Genomic DNA, 15,722 nt, shown 5'->3' with positions numbered 1-15,722 from the left:
GGAAAGAGGCAGAAACTGAGGCATGAAGGGAATATGAACGAATTTCACAGCCATATGCCCCGCGCGCTTGATCTGGCGCGACAGGCCGCCTTGCAGGGTGAGGTGCCTGTTGGTGCCGTGATCATCAAGGATGGCGCGGTAATCGCCGAAGCCCGCAACGAGATGCGCGCGCGTCATGACCCGACCGCCCATGCCGAGATGCTCGCCATTCGTGCCGCTTGTGCCGCATTGGGGCAGGAACGCCTTACAGGATGCGATATTTGGGTCAGTCTTGAGCCTTGCCCTGCCTGCGCAGGGGCCATTGCCGCAGCGCGCCTGTCTCGCCTTTATTATGCGGTTTCTGATCCGAAATCGGGCGGCGTGGCGCAGGGGCCATGTGTCTTTGATCACCCCCAATCGCATTGGAAGCCTGAGATATATTCCGGCATTATGGAGAATGAGGCAGCCGCACTCTTGCGCGCGTTCTTCGTAGCCAAGCGAGACGGGTGATGGCCGACAGAATATGCGCGGAGGGCCTATAAGCCGGATTCTGTCTTGCCCCTTGCGGGGCATGGATGACCATTCCTCTGGGCGATCTGTTGCCAGATCACTCTAGCTGCCAACCCGGATCGCACGGGGCAGAAGCGGCCCTGAAAGGTTGCCCTTTCCAACGATCCCTATTTGGCATTGCTCCCGGTGGGGCTTGCCGTGCCACCCGTGTCACCACGCGCGCGGTGGGCTCTTACCCCACCGTTTCACCTTTTCCCAAAGCCGAAGTCTTGGGTAGTTTCATTTCTGTGGCGCTTTCCGTCAGATTGCTCTGCCTAGGCGTTACCTAGCACCGTTGCCTCTTGGAGTCCGGACTTTCCTCGAACATTGCTGCCCGCAGTCATCCAGCCCTCCGCGCAAGAGGCGCTTTAGGTGACGCGGCCCGCGCGGTCAACGCCAAAGCGCGCCGCCAAATCAGCCGCAATCGCGCAATCCCATCCGTCAAGCGGCGCGGCTTTTGCCAAAGCATGGGGGCGATATCTACGCCGCAGCGTGTCGCGCATGAGGTCGAGATCATCCACATGATACCCAATTTGCGCGCAATCCCTCATAAAGCGCTGCGGGTCTATCGCCAAAGCCCTGCGCGCTTTTGGCATAATGGCGAGGCCTTCATGCGCAAGCCGTGCCCAATCAAATCGTGGGCCTGGGTCAATCTTGCGCCCTGCAGCCAGATCAGAATGGCCGATAACGCCTTCGGGCGGAATATCCCAACGGGCCATGATCCCGCGCAGCAGATCACCGAGGCAGGCCATTTGTGGTTCAGAAAACGGGCTAAATCCGCAATTGTCCAATTCAATTCCGATGGAGTGGGAATTTACGTCCACGATCCCGCGCCAAGCCCCCGCGCCCGCATGCCATGCCCGCATCGCCTCATCCACCAAAGCGTGGCATCCGCCGTCACGCCCAATAAGATAATGCGCCGAAACCTCGCGGGATGGGTCGCAGAGCGCGCGCGCTGCCCCCTCGCAATCCTCCATCGCGGTATAATGGATCACGATCAAAGAGGGGGTTGCCTCCTCGCGCCTTGGCCCGAAATTAGGGCTTTGGCGGGGCAGGCTCATTGGATCGCACGCGCGGCTTGGGCCGCCGCGCGATAGGGTGCAGGGTCCCATCCGCAGGCATAGCCATCCCCATCAGGGTCAAGCACCATTGGGTTGCGATTGGGCCCGCCGCGCACTAAGAAATCTTCTTGCGCGAGATCATCCCCGCGATAGGCCGCACAGTTTTCCGCATATCGCCCCCGACCCAAGGGGGAACGGGCATAAACCCGTTGCCCCATCGGATGGCTTGTTGCCAAGGCGTAATTCAACACCGATGGCCCAACCGTTTGGGGGCGCTCAGGCACAGGTTTAGGTGCCACCACTACCAATTGTTGCTGCATCCGTGCGCGCCGTTCGGCGTCTGATTCAATCGTCTCACGTGCGGACACCGCGTTGAAATCCTGTTCGTCAGAAATCCCACGAGGTGTTGCAGATGTCGGGGGTGCAGATACGGGTGTCGCAGAGGCAATGGGTGTCACAGCTACAGGTGACGTAGATGCCGCAGGCGCGGGGGCGGCGATAGCGCACGCGCCCTGTTGTGAGACCGCCTGTGGCGCGGCGGCCTCAATGGCCGCGCGGGCGCGGGCCGCTAAAATTTGATCTTGCGTCAAAACGGGTGCTGCGGGTGCGGCAGCATTGGCCACGATCGGCGCCGTTTGCGGCGCGGTGATTGCCTGTGGCGGTGTTCGCAAGGTCTCGCGCCGTGCAGCCTCGGCGGCGAGATAGCTTTGATAATCGTTGAACCCAACCCTTTGGGCGACATCATTGGGGGCAGAGACGCATCCACCCCCCCCAATTCCTACGGCCACAAGCAATGCCTCCACGCGCAACTTGTCCCGCAAATTTGCGGAATGCCCGACCTTAAACCCCATCACTGCCTCATAAGCTTTTTTGCATATTTATGCAAAAAGCCTACCACCATTTATTGGGTTTGGCTACAAATCCCGCCGCAGTTTCCAGCGCGTAGGCGGTGTTGAGCAAATCACCCTCTTCAAAGGGGCGGCCGATCAATTGCAGACCCAAGGGCAGGCCCGCACTGCTCAACCCTGTGGGCAGGGCCACACCTGGCAGGCCCGCAAGGTTCACGGTGACTGTGAACACATCGTTGAGATACATCTCAACAGGGTCAGCCACCTCTTTCCCCAACTCAAACGCCGCGGATGGTGTGGCGGGTGTGAGGATTGCATCAACGCCTGCGGCAAATACCTCGTCAAAATCGCGTTTGATCAGGCTGCGCACACGGCGCGCGCGGTTGTAATAGGCATCGTAAAACCCTGCTGATAGCACATAGGTGCCGATCATGATCCGCCGCTTCACCTCGGCACCAAAGCCTTCGGCGCGGGTTTTCTCGTAGAGTTCTGCAATGCCGTCCCGTTGGGACAGTTCCGCGCGATAGCCAAAGCGCACCCCATCATAGCGCGCAAGGTTTGATGAGGCCTCGGCTGGTGCGATCACGTAATAGGCGGGCAGGGCGTATTTTGTATGCGGCAGCGAGATGTCGCGCAGTTCCGCACCTGCATCTTTCAGCATCGCAGCGCCATCGGCCCAAAGTTTCTCAATCTCTTCAGGCATCCCATCGACCCGATATTCGCGCGGGATGCCGATGGTTTTGCCCCGAATGTCGCCCGTCAGAAGTGCCTCGAAATCGGGAACGGGCAGATCGGCGGATGTGCTGTCTTTGGGGTCATGCCCCATCATCGCGGCCCCCATGATTGCGGCGTCCCGCACCGTTTTGGTCATTGGCCCTGCTTGATCAAGGCTAGAGGCAAAGGCGACAATCCCCCAGCGCGAGCAGCGCCCATAGGTGGGTTTCAGACCTACTGTGCCCGTGAAGGCGGCAGGTTGGCGGATTGACCCGCCTGTATCCGTGCCAGTGGCCCCAAGACAGAGGTCAGCCGCAACCGCGGCGGCCGATCCCCCAGAAGACCCACCGGGTGTCAGGTTTTGATCGCTGCCGTTCGCGCGCCACGGGTTGACCGCTGGCCCGTAAACAGAGGTTTCGTTGGACGACCCCATGGCAAACTCATCCATATTGAGTTTGCCCAACATGACCGCGCCTGCATCGCGCAATTGCGCTGAGACAGTCGATTCATATTCAGGCCGAAAGCCTGACAGAATTTTTGACGCGGCTTGGCTCTCGACCCCTTCGGTGCAGAACAGGTCTTTGATCCCAATAGGAATACCGCAAAGGGCGGGCGCATCGCCCGATTTGATCCGCTGATCTGCGGCCTCGGCGCGGGCAAGCGCAAGATCAGGGGTGTTGTGGACGAAGGCGCCAAGCGCGCTGCTGCCCTCAATCGCGCTGAGGCAGGCATTGGTCAGTTTAACTGCTGTGGTCTCGCCACGGCGCAGGGCATCGCGCGCCTCGGCAATGGTCAATTTGTTCAGATCAGACATCACTCAACCACCTTTGGCACGGCAAAAAATCCTTCGCGCGCATCAGGCGCGTTCGACAAAACCTTGGATTGTTGATTGCCATCCGTCACCTCATCTACACGCGCCTTAAGGCGTTGTGGCGTGACCGATGTCATCGGCTCAACATCGCTGACATCCAGTTCTGAGAGTTGCTCAATAAATCCCAAGATCGCGTTGAATTCGGACGCTAGGCTTGGCAATTCGGCAGGGTCAACCTTGATGCGGGCAAGTTTCGCCACGCGGGCTGCGGTGTCGGTGTCAATTGACATCGTAATATCCCTTCTGTTCTGTCAGGCGCGGGTTTAGCGGGGCAGGGGCAGCACTGCAAGCGGCCACGCATAGAAAACCCGTTAGGTAAACCGAACACCTGGCGGGTCGTCATCAGCCTGTCACAGTGTCACGCCATAGCCATGATCCGTAGTACAGGTGCGCCAGCATGAGCGAAAATCAACAGCCCCCCGGTTTGAGCGCGCTTTTCGCGGTTTTTGCGCGCATTGGGGTTTTGTCCTTTGGCGGGCCTGCCGCGCAAATCGCCTTGATGCATCGTGAGTTGGTCGAGCAGCGCAATTGGTTGAGCGAACGACAATTTCTTGTGGCACTGTCCTTCACCATGCTTTTGCCCGGGCCAGAGGCTATGCAACTGGCCACTTATGCAGGGTGGCGCTTGCGCGGCACTTTGGGTGGCTTGATCGGTGGGGGGCTTTTCGTCTTACCGGGTGCTGCGGTGATCATGGCCTTAAGCGCGCTTTATGTGGGCTTTGGTCAGCTGCCGCTTATGGCGGCGCTGTTCTTGGGCATAAAGGCAGCGGTGATTGTGATTGTCATCCAAGCCTTTTTGAACCTGTCAAAGCGCGCCTTAAAGGGGGCCGTTGCCGTGTGGATTGCGGGACTGGCATTTACGGCACTGTTCGTATTTGATCTGCCCTTTCCTTCGTTGATCGCAGGGGCGGCGCTGATTGGCTATTTGGGTTGGATCACGCCAATTGCGGCGGTGGCAGACCTGCCGCAAGGGCGCCCGTCCAACAGCCTTGCGCATCTGGCGATCTGGGGCGGGTTGTGGGCCGCACCCTTGGGGCTTTTATACCTGATAGCGCCTGAGGGGCTCTTGTTGGAGGTTGGGCTTTTCTTCTCGAAACTGGCGCTTGTGACCTTTGGCGGGGCTTACGCGGTCTTGGCCTATATGGTGCAGCAAGTTGTCGGGGATTTTGGGTGGCTCACCACAGGGAAGATGATGGATGCTTTGGGCTTGGCTGAAACCACGCCTGGGCCGCTGATATTGGTGACGCAATTTGTGGGCTTCCTTGCGGGGTTTGGCGCCTATGGGTGGGCAGGTGCGGTCACTGCCGCGGTTTTGACCCTTTGGGTGACGTTCATACCCTGCTTCTTGTGGATATTCCTATTCGCGCCACAAGTGGATCGCTTAGTTGCATGGCCCAAGCTAAAGGCGGCGCTTGACGGGGTTATGGCGGCGGTTGTTGGGGTTATTGCCAATTTGTCTGTGTGGTTCGCGCTGCATGTCTGGTTTGAAACGGTCACGCGCGACAACGGGCTGTGGCTGCCTGATTGGGCGAGCCTTGATTTGGCTGCCGTGATCTTGACCCTTCTCGCGGCAATCTTACTGCTGTGGCAGAAGATGGGCTTGATCCGCGTTCTTGTGATTATGGCAGGGGCGGGCGCGCTTATTTCCCCGTTTTTCGGTTGACACCTGCCGCCCCGTCAGTAAAAGCGCCCAAACAGAATTATCTCGCGCGCGGATTCTCGCGCCGATCAACGCCGTTCAAGGAGCAACGCCATGGCGAAGCCGACCACGATTAAAATCCGCCTGAACTCCACGGCGGGCACGGGCCACTTCTATGTGACCAAGAAAAACGCACGCACAATGACCGAGAAAATGACAGCGCGCAAATACGACCCAGTCGTGCGCAAGCATGTTGAATATAAAGAAGGTAAGATCAAATAAGATCTGCCTCTCTTGGGTATACATCAAAAAGCCGCGCCTGATTGCGCGGCTTTTTTATTGGCGTGATACAGCAATGAAAAAGGGCCGCACTGTTCATGCGGCCCTTCATTTTTGGATAAGTGCCCTGCAGGCTTATTCGCGGTTGCCCAAGAATTGCAGCAGGAACATGAACATATTGATAAAGTCGAGATAGAGGCGCAACGCCCCCATAATTGCGGATTTGTTCAGCCATTCCTGATCGCCATGCGCGGCATGGTCGATATATTCTTGTTTGATGGACTGGGTGTCATAGGCAGTCAGACCTGCGAAGATCAGCACGCCCACGATGGTGATCGCGAAATGGATCGCGGGTGAGCCCAAGAAAATATTGATGATCGAGGCTACAATCAGGCCAATCACACCCATCATCAAGAATGTGCCCCAGCCGCTGAGATCCTTTTTGGTGGTATAGCCGTAAAGGCTAAGCCCCGCAAAGGCGATGGCGGTGGTCAGAAAGGTCTGTGTAATGGACACGCCTGTGAACACAGCAAAGATCCACGAGATGGAGATACCCATCACGGCAGCGAAGGCATAGAAGAACAACTGCGCTGCAGCGGCAGACAAGCGGTTCACCGCCGCGCCAAAGGCAAAGACCATGATCAGCGGCGCGAACATGGCAATCCAGCCAAGGATATTGGGCTGCATCGTGATCGGGTCGCGGAACAGGGCGTTCAGCGCAGGGTTGCTGCCGATTGCCCAAGCAGCGCCTGCGGTCATGACCATGCCTACGGACATGGTGCCGTAGACCTTGTTCATATGGGCGCGCAAGCCCTGATCAATCTGCGCTGCATTGGCCGAGGCCGCCGCCGAGCGCATCGTTTGATATGGTGCCATTGATCCCTCCTACAGAGATGGCTGTGACGATCAAAAAGGGTGGCAAAGCCGACCCTTGGGGTCGCAGGCGGCACTCTGCCGCCCGTCCTTGGCCTTAATATTGGCAAGAACGGCTATTTTTTCAAGTGAAAGCTATACAAAACACACTCAAAGGTTTGATAGTTTTTTCCTATCACGCAAACCTGCGATAGGTATCAAAGGGTCTTTGCAATTTCGATAACCAATTTGCCCGTGGATTTGTGCGATCTAAGCGCGTCAAGGGCTGCTGGCAGGGCGTCAAACGGGTAAGTTGCACCAATATGAGGCTTGAGGCCGCCTTGTGTATAAAGGCCAAAAACCTGCTCAAGGGAGTGTTGCAAGGCCTCTGGATTAAAGCGCAGATACCCGCCCCAATACAGGCCCATAACATCAAGATTTTTGACAAGCAGATGATTGGCGGGGATTTGCGGAACGGTGCCGCTGGCAAAGCCAATGCTTAAAATCCGTCCTTCGGGCCGCATAGCGCGAAATCCGGCCTCAAACCCCGCGCCGCCGACCGCATCATAAAGCACATCAACACCGCCAAGGTCGCGCAATTGGTCGCGCAGATCGGGGGTGTCTGCGTCAATCACATGATCCGCACCAGCGCGTTTGGCAATTTCAAGCTTGGCTTGCCCGCGCGCCACGGCAATGACCTTGGCCCCAAGGCTTGCGCCGATTTCCACCGCGGTCAGGCCGACCCCACCTGCCGCACCTAACACGGCAAGGGTTTCCCCTGCAGCCAGACGCGCACGCCGCGTCAATGCCAGATGTGAGGTGCCATGGGCGATCAAAAATCCTGCGGCCTCGGTCAAGGGCATGTGATCTGGCAGGCGCACGGCGCGCTGTGCGGGAAAACATCCATATTCTGCCAAACCGCCTTGGCCCGCATAGACGGCCACAGGATCCCCCATCGCGTGGGTTGTCACCCCATCCCCAAGCGCATCCACCACGCCTGCCAATTCCAACCCCATTACGAAGGGCGGGGTTGGGGTATCTTGGTATTTTCCCTCAATCATAAGCAGATCGGCAAAGTTCAGACCACAGGCGGCAATGCGCACCCTGATCTCGCCTTTGTTTGGGCGTGGCATCGGAAGATCACGGATTTCTGGCGCGGTGTTAAAGGCGCTTAACTCCCATGCTTGCATGGCAAAATCCTTTCCCAATCATCCAAGCCCTTGATCTTGCACAGTTAAGACATCGCGCCAAGCCGTCAAAGCGCCGCGCGCTTTTTCGTTAGGAAAAATTCGCCTTATGCGGTATCATAGGGCTCCGAACGCAGGTTGTGTGACCGGCTTTGGCGCGTGAATTATCAGGTCTGCCTCTCCCCTTTCTTGACCGATATTAGTTGCGCCCTATCTTGCACTCGGTGCCGCATGGGTTGAGTGATGTCTTGCGAACTCGCTTGGCTTTTGTGGTCGTTTGTTGCCAAACACCAATCGCAGTCGCAGGAGTAACTAAGTGACACATCCCGTAGACATTCATGTCGGCAAGCGCGTTCGTCATCGCCGTTGGATGGTGGGTATGACCCAGCAACAGCTCGCGGCCCATGTTGGGATCAAATTCCAACAGATCCAAAAATACGAAACTGGCATGAACCGCATCAGCGCCTCTCGCCTTTGGGATATTGCGGCAACGCTTGGCGTGCCTGTGCAGTATTTCTTTGAGGGATTGGACGAAGTCAACACCACCGCCGCAAATCAGCCCGATGATCTTTTGGCGGATAAGGAAGCGTTGGATTTGATCCGCTCTTACTACGCGATCCCAGAAAATCAGCGCCGCCGTTTGTTTGATTTGGCGCGGGTTTTGTCGGACGCAGCTGCTTGACCTGGGGCGGTTTTGCGTGGCACTGCGCGGGTGCAGGGCAGAAGGCCCTGCTGCCACCAGTGAGATGCCATCATGACCGCAACCCGCAATTTGCCCAATGTGACCGATGTCGAGGCGGCCGAGCTGATTGCCTTGGCCCATGATCTGGCGGATGCTGCGCGTAAAGCGACCTTGGCCCGTTTTCGTCAAGCGGGGCTTTCAACCGAAAACAAGGCCAGCGCGGGATTTGATCCCGTAACCGAAGCCGACCGCGAGGCCGAGACAGCAATGCGCGCCTTAATCGAGGCACGCCGCCCACAAGATGCGATTTTGGGCGAGGAATTTGGCGCAAAATCGGGGCAATCGGGCCTGACATGGGTGCTAGACCCAATTGACGGGACGCGTGGATTTATGACGGGCACACCCAGTTGGGGGGTGTTGATTGCCCTGTTGAATGAGACGGGCCCAATTTTCGGCGTCATTGACCAACCCTATATCGGCGAGCGTTTTATCGGCGGTTTGGGGCAAAATTCCCTGACTGGCCCGCAAGGCGAAATGATCTTGCGGACAAGCGCGCGCAAAACTTTGGCTGAGGCGCGGCTGTTTTCGACTTTTCCAGAAATCGGCACGATCTCCGAGCGTCTCGCCTTTGAAGCGGTGCGCGATCAGGTACTTTTGACCCGTTATGGGATGGATTGCTACGCCTATGGTTTGGTCGCCTTGGGCCAGGCAGATTTGGTGATTGAGGCGGGTCTGCAATCCTATGACATCGCCGCCCCGATTGCCGTGATTGAGGCGGCGGGGGGCATTGTCACCAATTGGCAAGGCGGCCCTGCCCATCAGGGGGGGCAGGTCTTGGCTGCTGCCAATCGCGATTTACATCAGGCGGCATTGGTGCTTTTGTATGAGCAATCTTGATCCTTTGTGGGGTGCGTCATGCGCAAATTTCTTTCGCTTGGTCTTGTGGTTGCGGCCCTTACGGCCTGCGCGCCGAACGCGCCGCAAAACGCGCCTGATCAAGATGGCCGTCTCTCCCTGCGCCAATCCTCGGAAATCGGGCGTGTGGGCACCTATTTGGCCATCGCGCGCGCAGATGCAGGGCTGACCATTCCGCTGCGCCATTCACCGAAATTGCAAGGTGTCGCCGCCGCGCGTGCGGTTTATCTCGCCTCGGGTGGGCTTGCCCCCTTGTCGGATCGCATTGCGCAAGCGGGCTATTCTGCCTGTTTCAGTGCCGAGGCGGTGGCACGCGATGCAGCCGATTTGCGCACGGGCGTAGATCAAATGTTGGCAGATCCCGCCGCCCGCGCTGCGATCCTATCCGCAAGCCCAAGCGATTTTGGGTTCCTGCGCAATGGGGCAGAGCAAATCTTGATCCTTGCGCGCCCCTGCTAAAAGGGTCAGGCGCGTGGGCCTAGGATACGGATCACGGTTTTCCACTGGCTGATTGCGACCCCGCACAAGATTAATCCAAGCGCCACAAAAAAGCGCAACGGCAGATCTTCTGACAGGATTAGCCAGCCAAAGAACACGGACCAGAGCGGCACTTGATAATTGACCAAGGTCATAAACACTGCGCCCGCGCTGCGGATCACCGATACCCGCAAAAGCGCGGCAAGCGCGGTGGGAAAGAGGCCAAGCACGATAATGGCCCCCCCTGAGCGAAGGCCTTGCCATTGGGGCAAACCTTCAACGATCAGCATCGCGGGCAGGATCAAAACCGCCCCAACAGCAAGGGTCGTTCCCGCAAGGCTGATGGGGTCAACCGCAGGGCAGGTGCGGGTCATCACCGAGGACACGGCGTAGGAAATGGTTGCCGCCAAACAGGCGAGGGGGGCCAATACCTCCCATCCTTGTGAGGTGCCCATCTGAAACGCCGCACCAAGGTTTGGGCCCACCAAAGTCAGCGCGCCAAGAAAGCCCACTGTCACGCCAATCACGCGGCGGCGATCCATTTTTTCATCGCTAAAGACATGTGCCAAAGGCAGCACGAACAGGGGCAGCGCGGCCATGGAAATACCAGCAAAGGCCGAAGGCACATATTGCTGGCCCCACGACAGGAGTGAGAAGGGCAGCGTGGAATTGAGCGCACCAATGATCAGAATATAGGGCCATGCGGCGCGGGTGGGCAGGGGGCGGCCAAGGGCCACCATCAATCCAAGCAAGGCCAACGCCCCCAATGTGGTGCGCGCAGCCGCAACAGTGAGCGGGCCATAGCCGTCAAGCGCGATGGAGACGACCATAAATGTGCCGCCCCAGATCACGCCAAGCGCGGAGATTGAGGCCCAATTAGAGGCACTGGGACTGTCGGATATACGGATTTCGGTCATGATATTCTGTTCCTGCCAAGGCAGGTTCTGCCGCCTTCAGGGGGCATGTGCAATGGGGCGAAAGAAAAAAGGCCCGTCTTTGCGGACGGGCCTTTGATCGGTTGAGCTGCAAAGCGACTTAGTTCTTCGCTTTGTCCACCATCTTGCCTGCGGAAATCCAAGGCATCATGCCGCGCAGTTTTTCGCCCACTTCTTCGATCTGGTGTGCGTCATTGATGCGGCGTGTCCCTTTGAAGAAGGGCTGGCCCACGGTGTTTTCAGTCATGAAGTCACGAACGAATTTACCTGTCTGAATATCGGTCAGAACCTCTTTCATCCGTGCCTTGGTTTCATCGTAAGGCAGGATGCGGGGGCCCGAGACATATTCGCCATATTCGGCTGTGTTCGAGATCGAATAGTTCATGTTTGCGATGCCGCCTTCGTAGATCAGGTCAACGATCAGCTTTACCTCGTGCAAGCACTCGAAATAGGCCATCTCAGGGGCGTAGCCTGCTTCAACCAAAGTCTCAAAGCCCATGCGGATCAACTCAACCAAGCCACCGCACAACACGGCCTGTTCACCGAAGAGGTCGGTTTCGCACTCTTCCTTGAAATTGGTTTCGATGATGCCCGAACGGCCACCGCCAATGGCGGAGCAATAGGACAAGCCGATTTCCAAGGCTTTGCCGCTTGCATCATTGTGAACGGCCACAAGGCAAGGCACGCCGCCGCCTTTGGTGTATTCGCCGCGCACTGTATGGCCTGGGCCTTTGGGGGCCATCATGATCACATCAACGCCGGGCTTAGGCTCGATCAGGCCGAAATGCACGTTTAGGCCATGGGCAAAGGCAATCGCCGCGCCTTCGCGCAGATTGCCATGGACGTATTTCTTGTAGGTTTCAGCCTGCAATTCATCGGGCATGGTGAACATGATCAGGTCGCACCAAGCGGCGGCTTCTGCGATCCCCATAACCTTGAGGCCTTCGCCCTCGGCCTTCTTCGCAGAAGGGGAGCCCTCGCGCAGGGCCACAACAACATTCTTCGCCCCGCTGTCGCGGAGGTTCAGCGCATGTGCATGGCCTTGGCTGCCATAGCCCAAGATGGCAACTTTTTTGTCTTTGATTAGGTTCACATCACAATCGCGATCGTAATAGACGCGCATCGGCTTTCTCCTTGCTGGCTGCAAATTACATCTGCCGTTGGTATAAGCGCGGTTTGCTTCGAAGTGTGGATGAATATTTGATTATTTTGATCATTATATGATAAGATCATTCGCGAATATTAATTTTTGGATTATTTCATGCTCGATGATCTGGATCGCCGCATTTTGCGCCATCTACAGTCTGACCCTGACCAACCTGCGGCGCGGGTGGCCAAAGCGGCGGGTGTTCCTGTGGCGACCTGCTATAAACGGCTTGATCGCATGCAGGCGATGGGCGCGTTGCGCGGGACGCGCGCTGTTATTGATTGGCGGGCACTTGGCTATGCGGTTCAGGTGTCGTTGCGGATCTCATTGGATAAAACAGATCCACGCGCCTTTGATGAATTTATCGCCGCCGCGCGCGCCGTGCCAGAGGTGACCGAAATTCAAACATTCTTGGGCCGTGTTGACGTGCGCCTTGAGGTGATTGCGCGCACCATGCCGCATTACCAAGAAATTTATCGCGACCGCATTCTAAGCCTGCCGCATATCGCGGATATCGAGGCCCTGATGCATGTCGCGGCAATCAAAGACAGCGAAAGCTTGCCCCTATGATTGATCTTGATCCGATTGACCGCCAAATTCTCCGCGCTTTGCAAGAGGACGCCACGCAAAAGGCCGCCGAGATCGGGCGGCGCTTTGGCTTAAGCCAACCCGCAGCATGGCGTCGCATTAAGCGCCTGTCTGATGCAGGTGTGATCACCACCCGTCGTCTTGATCTTGATGCTGAAAAGCTAGGCTTTGGCGTGACAGTGTTTCTGGGCGTGAAATTGGCCACCAAAGGGCGCGTCAGCCTTGAGGATTTCGAGCGCGCGGTGACCGCCATCCCCGAGGTGCAATTGGTGCAGCATGTTCTGGGCCTTTATGATTACAGGCTGCGCATTATTGCCCGTGATCTGCCAGATTTCGAGCGGGTGCTGCGCCGCCGTATCATGACCCTGCCTGGGGTTGGGAATGTCGAGGCGAATGTGCTGTTGTCAGAGGAGCGCCGCCCTGGCCCCTTGGGGTAGGCGTGCTAAATTTCAGCCATGCCCAAAATGAAACGCAAATCAGACCTTCCTCAAAAAACCTGTGCCACCTGTGGCCGCCCCTTCGTATGGCGGCGCAAATGGGCCAAGGATTGGGAGGAGGTGCGCTATTGCTCGGACAAATGCCGCGCGGCGCGCAAGTCTGTCAAAGCGTAATTTACCTTCCCTTGATAATTGGTCTGTTTATTTTACCAGATCGCTTGCCTCTCGTCTGATTTTTGGCTAACGCGAGGGAAGGGACGCGGGCTGCTTTTGTGCAGCATGAAGAGAGGAGACCCCGCAAATGACCAAACGTGTAGAGCGTGCAGGCCTGCAAGTGGCGCAGGTTTTGGCGGATTTCATCGAAACTCGGGCCTTGGATGGCACTGGCGTGACCGCTGATGCGTTTTGGACGGGGTTCTCCGATCTTTTGCATGGCAAGGCTGACAAGAACCGCGCCCTTTTGCAAAGGCGTGAACATTTGCAGCGTCAGATTGATGAATGGCATATTGCACGCCGTGGTCAGCCCCATGATGGCGATGCCTATCAGGCCTTTTTGCGTGAGATCGGGTATCTCTTGCCTGAGGGGGAAGATTTCCAGATCGACACAGATCGCGTTGACCCTGAGATCGCCACAGTGGCAGGCCCGCAATTGGTGGTGCCCATCACCAATGCGCGATTTGCCTTGAACGCGGCCAATGCGCGTTGGGGCAGTTTCTATGACGCGCTTTATGGCACGGATGCTGTGGGCAACCTGCCCCCCAAAGGCGGCTATGATCGCGGCCGTGGATCGCGCGTTGTAGCGCGCGCGCGGGTTTTCCTTGATGACAGCTTCCCCATCGAGGGGGCAAGCCATGCCGATATCCGCCGCTACAGCGTGGATAAGGGGCAGTTGATGATGGATGACAAGCCCCTCGCAGATCCTGCGCAGTTCAAGGGCTATACGGGCAATGCAAAGGCGCCTGATACCATCCTTCTGTGCAACAACGGCCTGCATGTTGAATTGGTCTTTGACCGCGCCCATCCGATTGGCAGCCGTGACCAAGCCTTGCTTGCGGATATCCGTTTGGAATCTGCGGTTTCGGCTATCATGGACTGCGAAGATTCGGTGGCCTGTGTCGATGCCGAGGACAAGGTTTTGGCCTATTCCAATTGGCTTGGTTTGATGCAGGGCGATTTGGTGGAAAGCTTTGAGAAGGGCGGGCTAACCATGACCCGCCGCTTGGCCGCCGATAAAACCTTTACCGCGCCCGATGGCAGCACGTTTGACGTGAAAGGCCGCGCTTTGATGCTGGTGCGCAATGTGGGTCATTTGATGACCAACCCTGCGATTTTGCTCAAAGATGGCAGCGAGGCTTACGAGGGCATGATGGATGCGATGATCACCGCATTGATCGCCATGCATGACCTTAAGAAAGCGGATGGTCTGCGCAACAGCCATGCAGGGTCGGTCTATGTGGTTAAGCCTAAGATGCACGGGCCTGAAGAAGTTGCCTTTGCGGACGAGATTTTCACCCATGTTGAGGGCGTTTTGGGTCTGAAACCAAATACGGTCAAACTGGGTGTCATGGATGAAGAGCGCCGCACCTCGGTTAACCTCAAGGAATGTATCCGCGCGGCCAAACATCGCTTGTGCTTTATCAACACAGGCTTCCTTGATCGCACGGGGGATGAAATTCACACCTCCATGGAGGCAGGGCCATTCAGCCGCAAGGATTTCATCAAGCGCAAATCATGGATCACCGCCTATGAAAACCAGAATGTGGATATTGGTTTGGAATGCGGGTTGCGCGGTCGCGCGCAGATCGGCAAGGGGATGTGGGCCATGCCCGATGCCATGGCCGCGATGCTCGAGCAAAAGATCGAGCATCCGCGGGCGGGTGCAAATTGCGCTTGGGTTCCAAGCCCGACTGCTGCGACCCTGCACGCCACCCATTATCACCGCGTGAATGTGGCTGCGGTGCAGGAGAAACTGGCCGCAGGTGGTCGCCGTGCCTATGTGACGGGTCTGTTGGATATTCCAATGGCCAGCTATCGCCGTTGGTCGCAAGACCAGATCACCCGTGAATTGGACAATAACGCCCAAGGGATTTTGGGCTATGTTGTGCGTTGGGTGGATCAGGGTGTTGGCTGCTCGAAAGTGCCAGACATTAACAATGTGGGCCTGATGGAAGACCGCGCCACCTGCCGCATTAGCGCGCAGCATATCGCGAATTGGCTGCATCATGGTGTCGTCAGCGAGGATCAGGTCATGGCCGCCATGCGCCGTATGGCCGAGGTGGTTGATGGCCAAAATGCAGGCGACCCTGCCTATAGCCCAATGGCGCCCGGGTTTAACGGCATCGCCTTTGCGGCGGCTTGTGATCTGGTATTCAAGGGCCGTGTGCAACCCTCTGGCTACACTGAGCCAGTCTTACACGCCCGCCGCCTTGAATGGAAAGCGGCGTAACGCGACCCGATTTTATCGGTTTATCTCTGCCCCCCGTGCCTGTCTGATCGCTGGCGCGGGGGTTATTTTATCGTGGAACCCGCGCGAAAAAGGGGGGGCTTACCTGCCACAAGACG

General features: G+C 57.4%; 18 protein-coding genes and 1 other RNA gene. 10 read left to right on the top strand and 9 right to left on the bottom strand.

Going from position 1 to position 15,722, the window contains the following annotated elements:
• The first annotated feature begins 33 nt into the window (after positions 1-33).
• Positions 34-489 carry a nucleoside deaminase gene (locus AAC632_RS10560; protein WP_340298848.1) on the top strand — a complete coding sequence of 152 codons (456 nt, stop codon included), beginning with the start codon at positions 34-36 and terminating at the stop codon, positions 487-489.
• A 13-nt stretch (positions 490-502) separates the two neighbouring features.
• Here the strand turns inward: AAC632_RS10560 and rnpB are convergent.
• The 5 genes from rnpB to gatC form a co-directional block, all read right to left on the bottom strand.
• An RNA gene (gene rnpB / locus AAC632_RS10555) (RNase P RNA component class A) lies at positions 503-884 on the bottom strand.
• A 12-nt stretch (positions 885-896) separates the two neighbouring features.
• Positions 897-1,589 carry an N-acetylmuramoyl-L-alanine amidase gene (locus AAC632_RS10550; RefSeq protein ID WP_340298847.1) on the bottom strand — a complete coding sequence of 231 codons (693 nt, stop codon included), beginning with the start codon at positions 1,587-1,589 and terminating at the stop codon, positions 897-899.
• Positions 1,586-2,440: a hypothetical protein gene (locus AAC632_RS10545; protein WP_340299919.1), complete on the bottom strand. Its 855-nt coding sequence runs from the start codon at positions 2,438-2,440 to the stop codon at positions 1,586-1,588. The genes AAC632_RS10550 and AAC632_RS10545 overlap by 4 nt, the downstream gene beginning before the upstream one ends.
• A gap of 40 nt (positions 2,441-2,480) precedes the next feature.
• Positions 2,481-3,965, bottom strand: coding sequence for an Asp-tRNA(Asn)/Glu-tRNA(Gln) amidotransferase subunit GatA (gatA, locus tag AAC632_RS10540; protein WP_340298845.1), 1,485 nt, complete (start codon positions 3,963-3,965; stop codon positions 2,481-2,483).
• Complete coding sequence (gatC, locus tag AAC632_RS10535; RefSeq protein WP_317655207.1) at positions 3,965-4,252, bottom strand: Asp-tRNA(Asn)/Glu-tRNA(Gln) amidotransferase subunit GatC; 288 nt, start codon at positions 4,250-4,252, stop codon at positions 3,965-3,967. Before gatC ends, gatA begins: the two co-directional genes overlap by 1 nt.
• Before the next feature lie 167 nt (positions 4,253-4,419).
• Here gatC and chrA point away from each other — a divergent pair, with 167 nt between their 5' ends.
• Both chrA and rpmG read left to right on the top strand, forming a co-directional pair.
• Positions 4,420-5,685 carry a chromate efflux transporter gene (gene chrA, locus AAC632_RS10530; RefSeq protein ID WP_340298844.1) on the top strand — a complete coding sequence of 422 codons (1,266 nt, stop codon included), beginning with the start codon at positions 4,420-4,422 and terminating at the stop codon, positions 5,683-5,685.
• 90 nt (positions 5,686-5,775) lie between these two features.
• A complete protein-coding gene (rpmG, locus tag AAC632_RS10525) occupies positions 5,776-5,943 on the top strand; it encodes a 50S ribosomal protein L33 (protein WP_111731977.1) in 168 nt (55 codons plus the stop codon).
• Between the two features lie 132 nt (positions 5,944-6,075).
• Here the strand turns inward: rpmG and AAC632_RS10520 are convergent, their stop codons facing one another.
• Both AAC632_RS10520 and AAC632_RS10515 read right to left on the bottom strand, forming a co-directional pair.
• Positions 6,076-6,816, bottom strand: a complete 741-nt coding sequence (locus AAC632_RS10520; protein WP_340298843.1) for a Bax inhibitor-1/YccA family protein — start codon at positions 6,814-6,816, stop codon at positions 6,076-6,078.
• Positions 6,817-7,010: 194 nt separating this feature from the next.
• Entirely contained in the window at positions 7,011-7,982 is a 972-nt protein-coding gene (locus tag AAC632_RS10515; protein WP_340298842.1) for an NADPH:quinone oxidoreductase family protein, read from the bottom strand.
• Between the two features lie 313 nt (positions 7,983-8,295).
• Here AAC632_RS10515 and AAC632_RS10510 point away from each other — a divergent pair, with 313 nt between their 5' ends.
• The 3 genes from AAC632_RS10510 (at position 8,296) to AAC632_RS10500 (ending at position 10,035) form a co-directional block, all read left to right on the top strand.
• Positions 8,296-8,661, top strand: coding sequence for a helix-turn-helix domain-containing protein (locus AAC632_RS10510; protein WP_340298841.1), 366 nt, complete (start codon positions 8,296-8,298; stop codon positions 8,659-8,661).
• Between the two features lie 72 nt (positions 8,662-8,733).
• Positions 8,734-9,558 (top strand): histidinol-phosphatase, encoded by an 825-nt coding sequence (hisN, locus tag AAC632_RS10505; RefSeq protein ID WP_340298840.1) that lies wholly within the window; start codon positions 8,734-8,736, stop codon positions 9,556-9,558.
• Between the two features lie 18 nt (positions 9,559-9,576).
• The gene (locus tag AAC632_RS10500) at positions 9,577-10,035 is read left to right on the top strand and encodes a CAP domain-containing protein (RefSeq protein WP_340298839.1); all 459 of its coding nucleotides are present in this window, start codon (positions 9,577-9,579) and stop codon (positions 10,033-10,035) included.
• A gap of 5 nt (positions 10,036-10,040) precedes the next feature.
• Here the strand turns inward: AAC632_RS10500 and AAC632_RS10495 are convergent, their stop codons facing one another.
• Complete coding sequence (locus tag AAC632_RS10495) at positions 10,041-10,955, bottom strand: DMT family transporter (protein WP_340298934.1); 915 nt, start codon at positions 10,953-10,955, stop codon at positions 10,041-10,043.
• Positions 10,956-11,088: 133 nt separating this feature from the next.
• Positions 11,089-12,111 (bottom strand): ketol-acid reductoisomerase, encoded by a 1,023-nt coding sequence (gene ilvC, locus AAC632_RS10490; protein WP_340298838.1) that lies wholly within the window; start codon positions 12,109-12,111, stop codon positions 11,089-11,091.
• 138 nt (positions 12,112-12,249) lie between these two features.
• Between ilvC and AAC632_RS10485 the strand changes: the two genes are divergently transcribed.
• The 4 genes from AAC632_RS10485 to AAC632_RS10470 all read left to right on the top strand — a co-directional run bounded on the left by AAC632_RS10485 (position 12,250) and on the right by AAC632_RS10470 (position 15,606).
• A complete protein-coding gene (locus AAC632_RS10485) occupies positions 12,250-12,705 on the top strand; it encodes an Lrp/AsnC family transcriptional regulator (protein WP_340298837.1) in 456 nt (151 codons plus the stop codon).
• A complete protein-coding gene (locus tag AAC632_RS10480) occupies positions 12,702-13,160 on the top strand; it encodes an Lrp/AsnC family transcriptional regulator (protein WP_317655199.1) in 459 nt (152 codons plus the stop codon). Before AAC632_RS10485 ends, AAC632_RS10480 begins: the two co-directional genes overlap by 4 nt.
• Positions 13,161-13,178: 18 nt before the next feature.
• Positions 13,179-13,334, top strand: coding sequence for a DUF2256 domain-containing protein (locus AAC632_RS10475; RefSeq protein WP_340242254.1), 156 nt, complete (start codon positions 13,179-13,181; stop codon positions 13,332-13,334).
• Positions 13,335-13,461: 127 nt separating this feature from the next.
• Positions 13,462-15,606, top strand: a complete 2,145-nt coding sequence (locus AAC632_RS10470; protein WP_340298836.1) for a malate synthase G — start codon at positions 13,462-13,464, stop codon at positions 15,604-15,606.
• Positions 15,607-15,722 lie beyond the last annotated feature (116 nt).

The sequence above is a fragment of the Roseobacter sp. HKCC-CH-9351 genome, from assembly GCF_037830295.1.
Lineage (GTDB): Bacteria > Pseudomonadota > Alphaproteobacteria > Rhodobacterales > Rhodobacteraceae > M30B80.
Note: the sequence above shows the minus strand (reverse complement) of the source record. Positions and strands in the feature narration are given on the sequence as shown.

Coding starts and splice junctions, on each gene's coding strand:
- AAC632_RS10485 (WP_340298837.1), top strand. CDS start 12,250: ATGCTCGATGATCTGGATCGCCGCATTTTGCGCCATCTACAGTCTGAC.
- ilvC (WP_340298838.1), bottom strand. CDS start 12,111: ATGCGCGTCTATTACGATCGCGATTGTGATGTGAACCTAATCAAAGAC.
- hisN (WP_340298840.1), top strand. CDS start 8,734: ATGACCGCAACCCGCAATTTGCCCAATGTGACCGATGTCGAGGCGGCC.
- AAC632_RS10470 (WP_340298836.1), top strand. CDS start 13,462: ATGACCAAACGTGTAGAGCGTGCAGGCCTGCAAGTGGCGCAGGTTTTG.
- AAC632_RS10500 (WP_340298839.1), top strand. CDS start 9,577: ATGCGCAAATTTCTTTCGCTTGGTCTTGTGGTTGCGGCCCTTACGGCC.
- gatC (WP_317655207.1), bottom strand. CDS start 4,252: ATGTCAATTGACACCGACACCGCAGCCCGCGTGGCGAAACTTGCCCGC.
- AAC632_RS10545 (WP_340299919.1), bottom strand. CDS start 2,440: ATGGGGTTTAAGGTCGGGCATTCCGCAAATTTGCGGGACAAGTTGCGC.
- rpmG (WP_111731977.1), top strand. CDS start 5,776: ATGGCGAAGCCGACCACGATTAAAATCCGCCTGAACTCCACGGCGGGC.
- AAC632_RS10560 (WP_340298848.1), top strand. CDS start 34: ATGAACGAATTTCACAGCCATATGCCCCGCGCGCTTGATCTGGCGCGA.
- chrA (WP_340298844.1), top strand. CDS start 4,420: ATGAGCGAAAATCAACAGCCCCCCGGTTTGAGCGCGCTTTTCGCGGTT.
- AAC632_RS10480 (WP_317655199.1), top strand. CDS start 12,702: ATGATTGATCTTGATCCGATTGACCGCCAAATTCTCCGCGCTTTGCAA.
- AAC632_RS10515 (WP_340298842.1), bottom strand. CDS start 7,982: ATGCAAGCATGGGAGTTAAGCGCCTTTAACACCGCGCCAGAAATCCGT.
- AAC632_RS10520 (WP_340298843.1), bottom strand. CDS start 6,816: ATGGCACCATATCAAACGATGCGCTCGGCGGCGGCCTCGGCCAATGCA.
- AAC632_RS10475 (WP_340242254.1), top strand. CDS start 13,179: ATGCCCAAAATGAAACGCAAATCAGACCTTCCTCAAAAAACCTGTGCC.
- AAC632_RS10550 (WP_340298847.1), bottom strand. CDS start 1,589: ATGAGCCTGCCCCGCCAAAGCCCTAATTTCGGGCCAAGGCGCGAGGAG.
- gatA (WP_340298845.1), bottom strand. CDS start 3,965: ATGTCTGATCTGAACAAATTGACCATTGCCGAGGCGCGCGATGCCCTG.